Origin of the sequence: Leisingera sp. JC11, from assembly GCF_040704725.1 — a bacterium.
Lineage (GTDB): Bacteria > Pseudomonadota > Alphaproteobacteria > Rhodobacterales > Rhodobacteraceae > Leisingera.
Map to the genome: position 1 here is coordinate 37,083 of NZ_JBFCVS010000019.1, position 13,835 is coordinate 50,917.

General features: G+C 65.6%; 11 protein-coding genes. 5 read left to right on the forward strand and 6 right to left on the reverse strand.

Annotated features, from left to right (window positions below; genetic code table 11):
* Window positions 1–7: 7 nt before the first annotated feature.
* The 5 genes from AB1A62_RS17945 to AB1A62_RS17965 all read right to left on the reverse strand — a co-directional run bounded on the left by AB1A62_RS17945 (window position 8) and on the right by AB1A62_RS17965 (window position 5,916).
* A complete protein-coding gene (locus tag AB1A62_RS17945) occupies window positions 8–640 on the reverse strand; it encodes a TRAP transporter small permease (protein WP_366662846.1) in 633 nt (210 codons plus the stop codon).
* 68 nt (window positions 641–708) lie between these two features.
* On the reverse strand, window positions 709–1,719 hold the full coding sequence (locus AB1A62_RS17950; RefSeq protein WP_366662847.1) for a C4-dicarboxylate TRAP transporter substrate-binding protein: 1,011 nt from the start codon (window positions 1,717–1,719) through the stop codon (window positions 709–711).
* Window positions 1,720–1,858: 139 nt separating this feature from the next.
* Window positions 1,859–3,196: a sigma-54 dependent transcriptional regulator gene (locus tag AB1A62_RS17955; RefSeq protein WP_366662848.1), complete on the reverse strand. Its 1,338-nt coding sequence runs from the start codon at window positions 3,194–3,196 to the stop codon at window positions 1,859–1,861.
* Window positions 3,193–4,920, reverse strand: a complete 1,728-nt coding sequence (locus tag AB1A62_RS17960; RefSeq protein WP_366662849.1) for an ATP-binding protein — start codon at window positions 4,918–4,920, stop codon at window positions 3,193–3,195. Before AB1A62_RS17960 ends, AB1A62_RS17955 begins: the two co-directional genes overlap by 4 nt.
* Window positions 4,921–5,019: 99 nt before the next feature.
* Complete coding sequence (locus tag AB1A62_RS17965) at window positions 5,020–5,916, reverse strand: LysR family transcriptional regulator (protein ID WP_366662850.1); 897 nt, start codon at window positions 5,914–5,916, stop codon at window positions 5,020–5,022.
* Between the two features lie 111 nt (window positions 5,917–6,027).
* Here AB1A62_RS17965 and AB1A62_RS17970 point away from each other — a divergent pair, with 111 nt between their 5' ends.
* The 5 genes from AB1A62_RS17970 to AB1A62_RS17990 all read left to right on the forward strand — a co-directional run bounded on the left by AB1A62_RS17970 (window position 6,028) and on the right by AB1A62_RS17990 (window position 11,877).
* Window positions 6,028–7,038 carry a zinc-binding alcohol dehydrogenase family protein gene (locus AB1A62_RS17970; RefSeq protein ID WP_366662851.1) on the forward strand — a complete coding sequence of 337 codons (1,011 nt, stop codon included), beginning with the start codon at window positions 6,028–6,030 and terminating at the stop codon, window positions 7,036–7,038.
* A gap of 66 nt (window positions 7,039–7,104) precedes the next feature.
* Window positions 7,105–7,896 (forward strand): SDR family NAD(P)-dependent oxidoreductase, encoded by a 792-nt coding sequence (locus tag AB1A62_RS17975; protein ID WP_366662852.1) that lies wholly within the window; start codon window positions 7,105–7,107, stop codon window positions 7,894–7,896.
* A 347-nt stretch (window positions 7,897–8,243) separates the two neighbouring features.
* Window positions 8,244–9,752: an FMN-binding glutamate synthase family protein gene (locus AB1A62_RS17980; RefSeq protein WP_366662853.1), complete on the forward strand. Its 1,509-nt coding sequence runs from the start codon at window positions 8,244–8,246 to the stop codon at window positions 9,750–9,752.
* Between the two features lie 32 nt (window positions 9,753–9,784).
* Window positions 9,785–11,446 (forward strand): acetolactate synthase large subunit, encoded by a 1,662-nt coding sequence (locus AB1A62_RS17985; RefSeq protein WP_366662854.1) that lies wholly within the window; start codon window positions 9,785–9,787, stop codon window positions 11,444–11,446.
* 86 nt (window positions 11,447–11,532) lie between these two features.
* Window positions 11,533–11,877 carry a RidA family protein gene (locus AB1A62_RS17990; protein WP_366662855.1) on the forward strand — a complete coding sequence of 115 codons (345 nt, stop codon included), beginning with the start codon at window positions 11,533–11,535 and terminating at the stop codon, window positions 11,875–11,877.
* Window positions 11,878–11,950: 73 nt separating this feature from the next.
* On the opposite strand, the gene AB1A62_RS17995 is transcribed toward AB1A62_RS17990, so the two are convergent.
* Complete coding sequence (locus AB1A62_RS17995) at window positions 11,951–13,642, reverse strand: BCCT family transporter (protein WP_366662856.1); 1,692 nt, start codon at window positions 13,640–13,642, stop codon at window positions 11,951–11,953.
* Window positions 13,643–13,835: the final 193 nt, after the last annotated feature.

The window sequence follows — 13,835 nt, forward strand, 5'->3', positions numbered from 1 at the left end:
AAATTCCTCAGCTGTCGTGGCCGGAGACGTGATCCGCCTCCATCGCTGCCTGGGTGGCGGCATCGGCGATCATCGGGACGGCAACGGGCCTATCCGTGCCGCTGCGCAAAGCACGTCCATAGGCCCAGAGCTGCAGCGAAAGGCGCAGGCACAGCACGCTGAAGGCCACCGGCGCCAGCAGTTTCGCAGGCCAGAGCGGCAGCGAGATATCCATCGAGCTGTCAGCGCTCCACCACGGCGCGGCAAAGTCGAAACTGCGCTGGAAATGCGCCCAGCTGCCCCAAACCATCAGCAGCATCAGGACCAGCACGGTTGCAGTGGTCAGAAACTCGGCCAGATACAGCGCCCGGCCTTTGAGGGCGCCCACCAGCATGTCCATGCGGATATGGCCGCCGTCGCGCTGGGTGAACGAAATACCCATGAAGGCAATCAGCGGCATCGCCTGTTCGATCCAGTCGACGTACCCCGGCAGCGGGCTGTTGAACAGATTGCGCCCGCCGACTGAGCCAACGGCAAGCAGCATCAGGGAAAACACCGCCAGGCCGCTGAGCAGGGCAAGGGGCTTTTCCAAACGGTAGAGTTTCTGGTCAAGCGCGCTGAGACGGCTGCCGTCTGTCAGCACGAGGGATGAGCCGGCCATAGCGGGACTCCATCAGTTTTACGGGAGAAAAAAGACGCCCCGCAGCGCGGCTGCGGGGCGCGGCAGGGTCAGCTGCCTTCGGCGATCAGGCCTGTCACCAGGTCGTAAAGTTCCTGCGCAGGCAGGCCGCGGGCGGCGTTTTCCTCGATCCACGCCTGGGCCGCAGGTGCGGCGGCGGCCTCCTTGAAGGCGGCGATTTCCGCATCCGGGAAGGTCACCAGCTCAATGCGGGCCGCATCCAGCGCAGGTTCCCAGGTGTCCAGAGAGTTGAACTTGTAGAAGTCCACGTAGTGAGCCAGCGCCTCATCTACCGAACCCAGCAACGCCGCGCGGTGCTCATCGGACAGGCTGTCCAGCGCATCGGTGTTCACCACCACCGGGCAGTTCACCGTGCCGGGGTTCAGGTTGGTGGTCCACCAGGTGCCGTTTTCGATGGTGCCAAAGGACATATGCGCATGCGGCGCAAAGGCCACCGCCTTGACGATGCCGCTGTCCATCGCCTGGCGCACCTCGGTGGCCGACATCGAGGTGGGCACCGCGCCGACAGCTTCCATCGCCTTGCCGATACCGCCGGTTGCGCGCACGGTCAGCCCCTCAAAGTCCTTCAGCGTGCCGGGCACATCGCCGGTGCCGACTAGGTTGTACTGCGGCAATGGCGAGGGCATCAGCAGGGTTGCGTTCCAGCGGGCCAGATCCTTTTGCACCGCGGGGTGCTGGTAGACGGCTTGCGAAACGGCGATTTCCTGCTCCAGCGATGTCACACCCAGAAACGGAAGTTCCAGCACGGTGATGGTGGGGTTCTTGTCGCGGTGGTAGCCGGCGCAGAACTGCGCCATCTCAAAGGCACCAATGGAGATGCCGTCGAGGTTTTCCTTGTTCTTGCTGAGCCCGCCATAGCTGATGTTCAGGGTGAACTCGCCACCGGTCTTCTCGCTGACCAGATCAGCCAGTTTCTCGACATGTTCGGTAAAGGCCCGGCGCTTGCCCCACAGCGAGACGTTCCATTCGGTGGCCAGGGCTTCGGTGCCAAAGGCGGCGGTGAGGGCGGCCAGCGCGGCCCCCTTGAGATAAGTGTGCATCAGTGCTCCTCCCAGATGCATGCGGATATGATTGGGGGAGTATCCGGGACGGCGGGCGGCCTGCCTATGAAGGAAACCGCGCGGCATCTGCGGGCCGCCCTGCGGATTTCCGCAGGGCGCGCGGGCTAGTGTCCTAACCCTAAAGAAGGGCGTCCTTGTCGAGGCCCAGTTTGACGATCTTTTCATTCAGCGTGCGGCGGCCGATCCCCAGCGCCTCGGCGGCGGCATCCATGCGGCCCTCGTGGGCTTTCACCGCCTTGCCGATCAATTCGCGCTCAAACGCAGCCACCGCCTCGCGCAGGGTGTCCGGCACATCGTCGGGGTGCTGGTCCATGCGGATGGCTTCAGCCATGCTGCCGCCGCCGCGGCGCGCCGCCAGCACCCGGCGCTCGCAGACGCTGCGCAGCTCCCGCACATTCCCCGGCCAATCATGCGCCAGCAGCGCGGTCAGATCGTCCTGAGAGATGTCCGGCACTGCGGCTTCATAAAGCTGCGCAAAATGCGCCAGGAAATGCGCCGCCAGCAGCATCAGGTCATCGCGGCGCTGACGCAGCGGCGGCAGGCTCAGCACCATCGTGTTGAGGCGGAACAGCAGATCCTTGCGCAGCCGGTTCTCCTGAACCGCCAGCTCCACGTCCTCATTCGTGGCGGAGACCACGCGGAAACTGACCGGCACCGGCAGCTGGCCGCCTGCGGGCAGGATCTGTTTGTCCTCGATCACCCGCAGCAGCTTGGCCTGCACTTCCAGCGGACAGGAACAGACCTCATCCAGAAACAGCGTGCCCCCTGAAGCCGCCAGCAGCCGCCCTCCGGCCCCGCCCTCGGTGCCGAACATCTCCGCCTCAAAGGTAGCCGGCGACAGGGCGGCGCAGTTCAGCGCCAGAAACGGCGCATCGGCATTCGGCCCCAGATCGTGCAGCGCGCGGGCAACCAGCTCCTTGCCGGTGCCGGTCTCGCCCTCGATCAGAACGGTGGTTCCGGTCTCCGCAAGGTCCAGGATGTCCTGCCGAAGCTGCACCACCGGCGCCGACTGCCCCAGCAGCAGCCGGTCGAGCCCCGACAGCGCAAACAGCCGCGCCTTCAGCCGCGTGTTGCTTTGCTGCATCCGGTGCTGCTCGGCGGCGTGGCGCAGGATCGCCAGCAGACGGCGCGGTTCATAGGGTTTCTCGACGAAACTATAGGCCCCGTCCTGCATCGCCTTCACTGCCATCGGAATGTCGCCATGGGCGGAAATCAGCACCAGCGGCGGCGCGGCAGGATCAAGCGCGGTCAGCAGGTCCAGCCCGGACATGCCGGGCATACGCACATCCGACAGGATGACATCGGGCTGAAGCTCCGCCAGTCTCTCCAGCCCCGCCGCCGCCCGTGCCGCCGCTGTGACCTGCCAGCCCGCGGCCTCCAGCAGTTCCGCCACCGACTGGCGCATCGCCTTGTCATCATCAATGACCAGGATGCTGAAGGGCCTGGCGTTGCTCATGGCTGATCTTCCTCTGCTGGCCGGACCGGAAACACGACCCGGAATACCGCACCGCCCGCCTCCCTGTTGCGGGCCGTCATCGTGCCGCCGTGATCCTGCACGATACCGGCAGAGATCGCCAAGCCCAAGCCCATGCCGCGGCCGCTTTCGCGGGTGGTGACAAAGGGTTCCTGCAGATCGGCCAGCGTGGCTGCGCCCAGGCCATGGCCATTATCCTGGATGTCGAACCAGACCTCGCCCCCCGCGGTGCCGGTGTGCGCCACGATCAGCGGCGCGGCGCTTTCCTCGCTGGCATCAATGGCATTGCGCAACAGGTTGGTCATCACCTGCTCAATCCGCAGGCGGCTGCCCTGCACGCTGACCGGGCCGGGGCACAGATCCAGCCGCAGCTCTGCCCCCGCCTCCTCCAGATTGGGGGCAACCAGGGCGGCAGAGGCGCGCATCGCCGCGTTCAGGTCAACCGCGGTCTGCGCCTCCGCATCAGGCGTCGCGAAGAACTTGAGCTGCCGGGTGATCCCCTCCATCCGGTCCACCAGCGCGCCGATCCTAGCTGGCAGCGCCGCGGAATTGTCCGGAGCGATCTCCGCGGCGACCAGATGGTTCTTCATGGCCGCAATCGGCTGGCCCAGCTCATGCGTCACCGACGCGGCCAGCCTGCCCAGGGCCGCCAGGCGGCTGGCGCGCTCCAGCTCGTCCTGGGTGCGCTTCAGCCGCCGTTCCGCGGTGCGGCGGTCTTCGATCTCGCTCGCCAGCATCTCATTGGCGCGGCGCAGCTGCGCTTCCTCCCGTTCGGACCGCGCCAGCGCGGCGCTGATCCGGCGCGCCCGCTGGACCTGAAACAGGATCAGCGCCAAGCCTGCGGCAAAGCCAACCAGCGAAGTGACAAGCCAGCTGCGTGCCACGGCCCGGCCGTCGCTGGCGAAATAATGCAGCGTCCAGCCGTGCGGCGGGATCTTTGCCGTCAGGTGAATTTGCTCCCGCCCGGAAATCACCGCGCGCGGCCCCTCGCCCGCCTGCCACTCCAGCGGCGCCAATGCCTGGCCCGGAAACTGCCGCGCCGCCTTGATTCGCTGCCGCTGGTCTTCCGACAGTGGCGCCAGTACCCGGTACCGCCACCCGGGGTCGGAGGCCAGCAGCACGACGCCGTCCTCATTGGCCAGCAAAACCTGCTCGCCCGAACTGTTCCAGCTCCGCTCCAGCGGCTGGAAGCCGATCTTAATCGCAATGACGCCGGCAAGCGCGCCATCCCTGCCGCGCACAGCATCGGCGATGAAATACCCCGGCAGGCCGGTGGTCGCGCCAATGGCATAGAACCGTCCCTGTTCGCCTCGCAAAGGCTGCTGAAAATAGGGGCGGAATGCGTAGTTCTGCCCGACAAAGCTGCCAGGCTCGCGGAAGTTGGAGGCGGCGATGGCAACCCCGCTCATATCCATCAGATAGATCGCATCCAGCCCCGCCTTGGCGGCAAAATCCTCTAGCCGCAGGTTCAACGCGCCGGTGTCCTTGCCGCTGGCCGCGTCAATGACCGCGGCATCCCGCGCCAGAACATGGGTCAGGTGGGAGAACCGCTCAAGCTCGGCAACGACGGAGCTTTGGTAAAGCGACAGCGGCCCTTCGGCCTGTGAAACCTCTTCTGACCGGAAATAGGCGCTGGACACCCTGAACACGCCGGCCGCAACGGCAAGAGTCACCACGGCGGATATCAGGAACGGTATCAGGCGCATTCCCGTCGATAGGCCGGGAAAACCTGCTATGGCAAGATATTAGTGGAAATCCGCCGCTGGCGCTGACCCCGTGGGGCAGGAATTGCCCGCCGCGGGGCTTCACGGAAGGGCGGGCGCCAGCCTCTCCAGCAGGAAGTCCATCAGGCACCGCACCTTGGGCGTCAGCACGTTGGAGCGGGGATAGATCAGCCACAGGACAGAGGCATCATCCTGCTGCCAGCCGGGCAGCACCTGCTCCAGGCGGCCCGCCGTGATCTCATGCGCAACGCTCCACAGCGAATTCACCGACAGTCCGCAACCGGCAAGCGTGGCCGCCCGCTGCGATGCACCGTCGTCCAGGATCGTGCGGCAGATCATCCGGGCGGGGTCCAACACAGCCCGCTCTCCGCCGCTATGGATCAACTGCCTCGGGGCGGTATTGGCCCAGGACAGGAAGTCGTGGCCTTGCAGTTCGTCCGGTGTCTGCGGTGTTCCGCGGCGTGCCAGATACTCCGGCGCGGCACACAGGATCCGCGTGTCATTGGCCAGTTTGCGGCCGCGCAGGCTGCTGTCCTGCAATGGCGCATTGCGCAGCGCCAGGTCAAAGCTGCCTTCGATCAGGTCGAACCGCGTGTCCGACAGTCGCAGATCCAGCGTGATCTGGGGGTATAGCGTATGGAACGCGGGCAGCAGCGGCATGATGTGCAGCTGGGCAAAGCTGCTAGGTGCCGCAAACCTCAGGGTGCCGGACGGCTCCGCCGCGTTCAGCCCGAGCGCCGCGCGCCCCGCCTCCGACTGGGCAACAATCTCCCGTGCATAGGGCAGAAAGGCCTCGCCCTCCTGCGACAGCGACACCTTGCGCGTCGTGCGGTGCAGCAGCTCTGCACCCAGTTCATGCTCCAGCTTCGCCAGCCGGGCGCTGGCCATCGCCGGTGCCAGCCCCAGGCTGCGCCCGGCGGCAGAGATATTCAACCGCTCGGCGGCGGCGATAAACAGGCGCAGGCAATCGGTATCCATTCGCCCCTCATTATATCGAAATCACGAATTCTGAACTCTGGTATGACCTGTTTTTTCTGAAATTCAAAGGCGTATCTCTGCTGCCAAGCGACAAATCAAAGGAATGCACAGATGAAAGCAATCGGATACACCCAGACCGGCCCGGTGGATGGCAGCGGCGCTCTGCAGGAGGTGGAACTGGACCAGCCCCAGCCCGGCCCGCGTGACCTTGTGGTCGCGGTCAAGGGCGTCTCGGTCAACCCGGTGGACGTGAAACTGCGCGCTGCCCTTGCGCCAGAGGGCGGCCCGGGCATCCTCGGCTTTGACGCCGCCGGGGTGGTGACCGTCACCGGGACTGAGGTCGCCGGCTACAAGGTCGGGGACGAGGTGTTCTATGCCGGCGACGTGACCCGCCCCGGCAGCAATGCGGCGTTCCAGGCCGTTGACGAGCGTATCGTTGGCCGCAAGCCCGCCTCGCTGGACTTCACCGGGGCCGCGGGGATGCCGCTGACGTCGATCACCGCCTGGGAAATGCTGTTCGACAGCTTCCGCCTGACCGAAGGCGGCGGCGCAGGGCAGAGCCTGCTGGTCATCGGCGGGGCCGGCGGCGTCGGCTCGATCCTGATCCAGCTGGCCAAACGGCTGACCGGGCTGACGGTGATCGCCACCGCCTCGCGCCCCGAAACCCAGGACTGGGTCCGCAAGATGGGCGCCGATCACGTCGTCGATCACCGGGGAAATCTGGCAGAACAGCTGCGCGACCTGGGACTGGCGCCGGAGTATGTCGCCGCCCTGACCGCCACCGGCCAGCACTGGCCCGCCATCGTCGAGCTGATCGCCCCGCGCGGCCACATCGCCCTGATCGACGACCCGCAGAATCTGGACATCACGCCCGCCAAACCCAAGGCGCTCAGCATCTCGTGGGAGTTCATGTTCACCCGCTCCATGTTCGCCACGTCCGACATCGGCGCGCAGCGCGATCTGCTGAACCGCGTCTCCGCCATGCTGGACGCGGGCGAGCTCATCCCCACCGTGACAGAACGCGCCGATGCGCTCACCCCAGAGACCCTCGCCGAGGCCCACAAACGGCAGGAAAGCGGCCGCGTCATCGGCAAGCAGGTGCTGCCGGGCCTGTCTGCCTGACCTCACGCTGCTACACTGGAACGGCGGGCACACAGCGTGCTGCCCGCCCTTGCCTGAGGACATTTCATGACCAAGACCATTCTCATCACCGGCGCAACCGATGGCCTGGGCCGCGCCACAGCTGAGGCGCTGGCCGGACAGGGCCACAGCCTCATCCTTCACGGCCGCAACAGAAGCAAGCTGGAGGCCGCCGCGCAGGAGCTGCGCGGGACAAGCGCAACGGTGGCAACCGTGCAGGCCGATCTGTCCGCCCTGGACCAAGCGGCGGCAATGGCCCGGCAGGTCAATGCAGACCACCCCGCCATCGACGTGCTGATCAACAACGCCGGCGTGTTCAAGACCGCGCAGACCGTCTCCCCCGGCGGCTTCGACGTGCGCTTTGCCGTCAACACCTTCGCCCCTGCGCTGCTGACGCAGAGGCTACTGCCCGTCATTCCCGGGAATGGCCGCATCATCCACCTGTCTTCCGCCGCGCAGGCGCCTGTCGACCTGGACGCGATGGCAGGCGGCAGCCCCCTGCAAGCGATGGAGGCCTACGCCCAAAGCAAGCTTGCCATCACCCTTTGGAGCCAGCATTTCGCGTCCGAGCACCCCCAAGGCCCGGTCTCCATTGCCGTCAATCCCGGCTCGCTGCTGGCCACACGGATGGTGCGCGAGGGCTTTGGCACCTCCGGCAATGACCTCAACATCGGCGTCGATATCCTGACCCGGGCCGCCCTCTCCGAAGACTTCGCAGACGTCTCAGGGCGCTACTATGACAATGACGCCGGACGTCTTGCGCCGCTGTACCCCGCGGAAGATGCCAAGGCCGTCAGCGCAGGCGTGGACCGGATTTTGCAACAGCTTCCACTGGACTGAGCGCAATGCACCAGGCGCCGGGACGGGTTTCCGGGCCGTGTGCCGGCTCCCCCGGCGTCTCTTTGCGAACCGCGGCACGCCGCGGGCCGCTCCAGCCTTGCCCTTCGCACCCAAGGCTGGACAACTTCTGCGCCTCTGCCGCACTATCCGGGAACAATTAACCTGCGCCGCGCGGAACCGTTCCGGGCGGCGGCACGTTGCCTCTTGGGACAGCTCACTGCAATCCGCACTGCGGCTCCCGAGGATGTGACCGCCCCGCGGCTGCAAGTTCCGCCGCAATGGCGCAGTCTCGAGTGGCAAAAAAAACCAGGCCCGCACCGCCCGGCCTCAGAGGAGCGAAGGAAAACATGTCCCAGATATCCAGCACCGTCCTGGCGCTGCTCGAAATCCTGTCCTACGCCTTCATCTTTGCCATCGGCGCCGGCCTCCTGTGGCTGATTGCGATCTACATCCGTGACAAGACCCAGACCGCCAGCACCCTGCGGCGCAACTACCCGGTGATCGCCCGCTTCCGCTACCTGTTCGAGCATCTGGGCGAATTCTTCCGGCAGTATTTCTTTGCGCTGGACCGCGAAGAAATGCCGTTCAACCGCGCCGAACGCTCCTGGGTCTACCGCGCCGCCAAGAACGTGGATTCCACCGTCGCTTTCGGCTCCACCCGCGACCTGCGCCCGGCGGGAACCGTCTATTTCGCCAACGCCCCCTTTCCGGACCTGGAACACAGCGCTGCCCCGCCCGCCGCCGTCACCATCGGCCCCAATGCGCGCACGCCTTACACCACATCGTCGATCTTCAACATCTCCGGCATGAGCTTCGGCGCCATTTCGGTTCCGGCCGTCCGCGCCTTGTCGCGCGGCGCCAAGAAGGCGGGCATCTGGCTCAACACCGGCGAAGGCGGCCTGTCACCCTACCACCTGGAGGGCGGCTGCGACATCGTGTTCCAGATCGGCACCGGCAAGTTCGGCGTGCGCAAGCCCGAGGGCGGCTTTGACGAAGAGAAGCTCCGCGCCGTCGCCGCGCATGAAACTGTCCGCATGTTCGAACTGAAGCTCAGCCAGGGCGCCAAGCCCGGCAAGGGCGGCATCCTGCCCGGTGCCAAGGTGACCGAGGAAATCGCCGCCATCCGCGGCCTGACGCCCGGCGAAGACGCGATCAGCCCCAACCGCCACCCGGAGGCCGCCACCGTAGGCGAGCTTCTGGACATGATCGCCTATGTCCGCGAGGTGACGGGCAAGCCGGTGGGCTTCAAGGCGGTGCTGGGCGCCTATGGCTTCCTCGACGGGCTCTGCCAGGAGATCCTCGCCCGCGGCGAGGCCAGCGCCCCCGATTTCATCACCATCGACAGCGCCGACGGCGGCACCGGCGCCGCCCCGATGAGCCTGATTGACAACATGGGCATGCCCTTGCGCGAAAGCCTGCCGCTGGCGGTGGATGTCCTGACCCGCTACGGGCTGCGCCAGCGCATCAAGGTCTGCGCCAGCGGCAAGCTGATCAACCCGTCAGAGGCCGCCTGGGCCTTCTGCGCCGGCGCCGATTTCGTGGTCTCCGCCCGCGGCTTCATGTTTGCGCTCGGCTGCATCCAGGCCCTGCAGTGCAACAAGAACACCTGCCCCACCGGCATCACCACCCATGACCCCAAGCTGCAATTCGGCCTCGACCCCATGAGCAAGGCCAACCGCGTCGCCTCCTATGCCAAAAACATGGTCAAGGAGGCCACCATCATCGCCCGCAGCTGCGGCGTCACGGAACCGCGGCTGCTGCGGCGCTACCACGCGCGGATCGTGCTCGATAACGGCCGGTCGGCCTCAATGGCTGAGCTGTACCCGGAACAGGCCCAGCAGTACGCAGCGCAATGACCCGCCCCGATCCGGACAGCAAAGGAGACCCCATGCCAGACACGTCCCGCCCCGCCAAAGCCTCCGATCTCCTCGTGGCCGCGCTGGAGGCCGAAGGCGTCGAATATATCTTTGGCGTTCCGGGCGAAGAGAACCTCGACCTGCTGGAATCGCTGCGCACCTCGAAGATCAAGCTGGTCCTGACCCGCCACGAACAGGGCGCGGGCTTCATGGCGGCGACCTATGGCCGCCTCACCGGCAAACCGGGCGTCTGCATGGCCACCCTCGGCCCCGGCGCCACCAACCTGGCAACGCCCGCGGCCTATGCCCATCTGGGGGCGATGCCGCTGATCATGATCACCGGGCAAAAACCGATCAAGAAATCGAAACAGGGCCGGTTCCAGATCATCGACGTGGTCAACCTCTTTGATCCGGTCTGCAAGATGTCGCGCCAGATCGTGCACGGCAACACCATCCCGGCCCTGATCCGCGAGGCCTTCCGCACCGCAGAGGAGGAACGCCCGGGCGCGGTGCTGCTTGAGCTGCCGGAGGACATCGCGGCAGAGGAGACCGATGCCCCGGTGCTCTCCCCCACCCCGCGCAACTACGCGGTGGCAAGCGGCAGCGTGCTCCGGGAGGCGGCCGCGATGATCCGCAGCGCCAGGATGCCGCTGATGCTGGTCGGGGCCGGCGCCAACCGCCGCAAGGCGCGCGCGGCGCTCTGTGATTTCGCAGAGCAGGTGCAGATCCCCTTCTTCAACACCCAGATGGGCAAAGGGGTGATCGACGAACGCTCCGGTCTGTTCCTGGGCACCGCAGCGCTGTCGGACGGCGATTACCTGCACTGCGCCATCGAACGCGCCGACCTGATCCTCAACGTGGGCCACGACGTGGTCGAAAAACCGCCCTTCTTCATGGAGCACGGCGGCACCAAGGTCATCCACGTGAACTACAAGGCGGCGCAGGTCGATCAGGTTTATTTCCCGCAGATGGAGGTGGTCGGCGATCTGGCTCAAACCATCACCCGGCTGGGCGAGGCCCTTGGCGGCCCGCTCGACTTCGACCGCAGCTTCTTCGGGCGCATGAAGGCGGATACCGACACGCACATCGCCGAAGGCGCCGACGACCCGCGCTTCCCGGTGATCCCGCAGCGGCTGGTCGCCGGCACCCGCAAGGTGATGGGCGAAAACGGTATCATCGCGCTGGACAATGGCATCTACAAGATCTGGTACGCCCGCAACTACAGGGCCTATCGGCCCAACACCGTGCTTCTGGACAACGCGCTGGCAACCATGGGCGCGGGCCTGCCCTCGGCGATGATGGCGGCGCTTCTCAACCCGGACCGCCGGGTGATGGCGATCTGCGGCGACGGCGGCTTCATGATGAACAGCCAGGAGCTGGAAACCGCAGTTCGGCTGGGCCTGAACCTGGTGGTCACGGTGCTGAACGACAGCGCCTACGGCATGATCCGCTGGAAACAGGCGCACGTCGGCTTTGCCGACTGGGGGCTGGAGTTCAACAACCCGGATTTCGTGCAATACGCCGCCAGCTACGGCGCCACCGGCCACCGGATCACCCGGACCGAGGACCTGGTTCCAACGTTTGAGGCGGCCTTTGCCGCAGGCGGCGTGCATCTGATCGACGTGCCGGTGGACTACAGCGAAAACCAGCGTGTCCTGATTGATGAGCTGGCCGCCAAGACCTGCCTGATCTGATTGGCCTGATCTGGCCGCCCGCCCCTTTCCGCCAGCAGCTGCCGCCGCTATGACAGCGGCAGCTCATCACAGGAAAGACAAGCCCCATGACCATCACCCGTATCGAAACCGGCCCGCGCATGAGCCGGATCGTCAAGCACAACGGCGTTGCCTACCTCTGCGGCCAGACCTCGGACGCGGCCACCGTGGCAGAGCAGACCCGCGTCATCCTCGCCAAGGTCGAGGAGCTTCTGGAGAAAGCGGGCAGCAGCAAGGACCGGATCCTGAAATGCGAGATCTGGCTGGCGGATATGGCCGATTTTGCCGAGATGAATGCGGTCTGGGATGCCTGGGTCCCCGAGGGCCACGCCCCCGCCCGCGCCTGCGGCGAGGCCAAGCTGGCACGCGATGTGCTGAAGGTGGAAATGATCGTCACCGCTGCCTGCGACTGATCCGTTTCAGACAAGCAGAAAAGCGCCGGGCTGTTCCGGCCCGGCGCTCTCCTTTCCGGCAATCCGGCGTGCCTCAGGCGTGCAGGTCCTGCGCGATCCTTGTGCCGTCCGGCGCGGCAGCGCCTTCGCTGATCGGAGCAGCCGAGGGATCGCTCTTCAGCGATTTGTACAGCCCCACGGTCATCGCGATGATCACAAAGGAAATCGGGAAGGCCGCCGCAATCGACGCGGTCTGCAGGGCGCCCAGGCCGCCCGCCATCAGCAGCACGATTGCAGTTGCGCCGATGCCCGCGCCCCAGATGATGCGGAACTTCTTCGGCGGGCTGTCATCCCCCATCGACAGCATGGTGGTGATCACCAGCGTGCCGGAATCCGCCGAGGTCACGAACCACGAGAACAGCAGCAGCGTCGCCAGCGCCGACAGCGGCCAAGCCGTCCAGCTCAGATCGCCCAGCCAGGAGGTCGCGCCCAGGTTGCCGATGGTGCCATACAGCGCTGCGGGCAGGTCCCAGTTGCGCACGGTCTGGATCACCCCCGCGCCGCCTTCGGCTGCCGGGCCGCCCGCCATGTTCAGTTCCTGCCAGATGGCGTTGCCGCCGAACATGCACAGCCAGAAGAACGCAATTGCGGTCGGTACGAACAGCACACCGATCATGAACTCCCGGATGGTGCGCCCGCGCGAGATACGGGCGATGAACATGCCCACCATCGGCGCCCAGGCAATCCACCAGCCCCAGTAGAAGATGGTCCAGCCGCCCTGCCAGGCGATGTTCTCGTCGGAGCTTGCGGTCCAGAATCCCATCGGGATGAAGTTCCAGATGTAATCGCCCAGCGTGGTCACATAGAACCCCAGCAGCCATTTGACCGGCCCGATCACCACAAAGGCGGCCAGCAGGAACATCGACAGCCAGATGTTCCACTCGGAAATCAGCCGGATGCCCTTGCCCACGCCCGACACGGTGGAGGCGGTGGCGATGATGGTCACGATCACGATCAGCGCGATCTTCAGCGTCAGGGTCGGCTCCATGCCGAACAGCACATTCAGGCCGGTCGCCATCTGGCTGGTGCCCAGCCCCAGCGAGGTTGCGATGCCGAACACCGAGCCGAACACCGCCAGCAGGTCGACGCAATGCCCCCAGGGGCCATAGATCTTCTCGCCGATCAGCGGATACAGCGCCGAGCGCATGGTCAGCGGCAGCTTCTTGCGGAAGCCGAAATAGGCCAGGCACAACCCGACGATCACATAGAGCGCCCAGCCGTGGAATCCCCAGTGGAAATAGGTCACCCGCATCGCGTCGATCGCGCGCTGCATGTTCATTTCCGAATGGCCTGCCAGCTCTGCATGCGGGTTGTTCGGATAGCCCCAGACCGCCGAATTGTCGAAGTAGAAGATCGGCTCAGCCACACCAAAGAACAGGATGCCGATGCCGATACCGGCGGAAAACAGCATCGCAAACCAGCTGAAGTTGCTGAACTCGGGGCGCGCATCATCGTCCCCCAGCCGCAGGCTGCCGAACTTCGAGAACATAAGGAAGAAGCAGAAGAACATGATCCCGGCCAGAACCGAGATGTAATACCAGCTGAGGCCGCCTTCGATCCAGCCGCGGATGGATTTGTACAGGCCGCCTGCAAACTCGACGTTCAGAACGGTGAAAATCACAAAGGCGGCGATCATCGCCTTTGATGCCATGCCCATCCCCGGGTGAAGACCGGTAAAGAAACCGGACTTCGCCACCAGGTGGCTGTTGGAATTGCTCTCAGACATTTGGTCCTCCCATTTGTTTCAGATTCGTCAGCTCCCGGAGCCCTCCACCCGCGGAACACTGAGCGGACCGCCCGGCAGGATTAAGTCTTCCCGATTGCCCGGCGCTCCGGCTTGCACCTCCCCCGGCCGCCGCGGCTGCGGCAGCACATTTGCAAAAAAGCGGACCGGATCGGGGAGGAGACCCGGCCCGCAA

Coding starts and splice junctions, on each gene's coding strand:
- AB1A62_RS17945 (WP_366662846.1), bottom strand. CDS start 640: ATGGCCGGCTCATCCCTCGTGCTGACAGACGGCAGCCGTCTCAGCGCG.
- AB1A62_RS17950 (WP_366662847.1), bottom strand. CDS start 1,719: ATGCACACTTATCTCAAGGGGGCCGCGCTGGCCGCCCTCACCGCCGCC.
- AB1A62_RS17955 (WP_366662848.1), bottom strand. CDS start 3,196: ATGAGCAACGCCAGGCCCTTCAGCATCCTGGTCATTGATGATGACAAG.
- AB1A62_RS17960 (WP_366662849.1), bottom strand. CDS start 4,920: ATGCGCCTGATACCGTTCCTGATATCCGCCGTGGTGACTCTTGCCGTT.
- AB1A62_RS17965 (WP_366662850.1), bottom strand. CDS start 5,916: ATGGATACCGATTGCCTGCGCCTGTTTATCGCCGCCGCCGAGCGGTTG.
- AB1A62_RS17970 (WP_366662851.1), top strand. CDS start 6,028: ATGAAAGCAATCGGATACACCCAGACCGGCCCGGTGGATGGCAGCGGC.
- AB1A62_RS17975 (WP_366662852.1), top strand. CDS start 7,105: ATGACCAAGACCATTCTCATCACCGGCGCAACCGATGGCCTGGGCCGC.
- AB1A62_RS17980 (WP_366662853.1), top strand. CDS start 8,244: ATGTCCCAGATATCCAGCACCGTCCTGGCGCTGCTCGAAATCCTGTCC.
- AB1A62_RS17985 (WP_366662854.1), top strand. CDS start 9,785: ATGCCAGACACGTCCCGCCCCGCCAAAGCCTCCGATCTCCTCGTGGCC.
- AB1A62_RS17990 (WP_366662855.1), top strand. CDS start 11,533: ATGACCATCACCCGTATCGAAACCGGCCCGCGCATGAGCCGGATCGTC.
- AB1A62_RS17995 (WP_366662856.1), bottom strand. CDS start 13,642: ATGTCTGAGAGCAATTCCAACAGCCACCTGGTGGCGAAGTCCGGTTTC.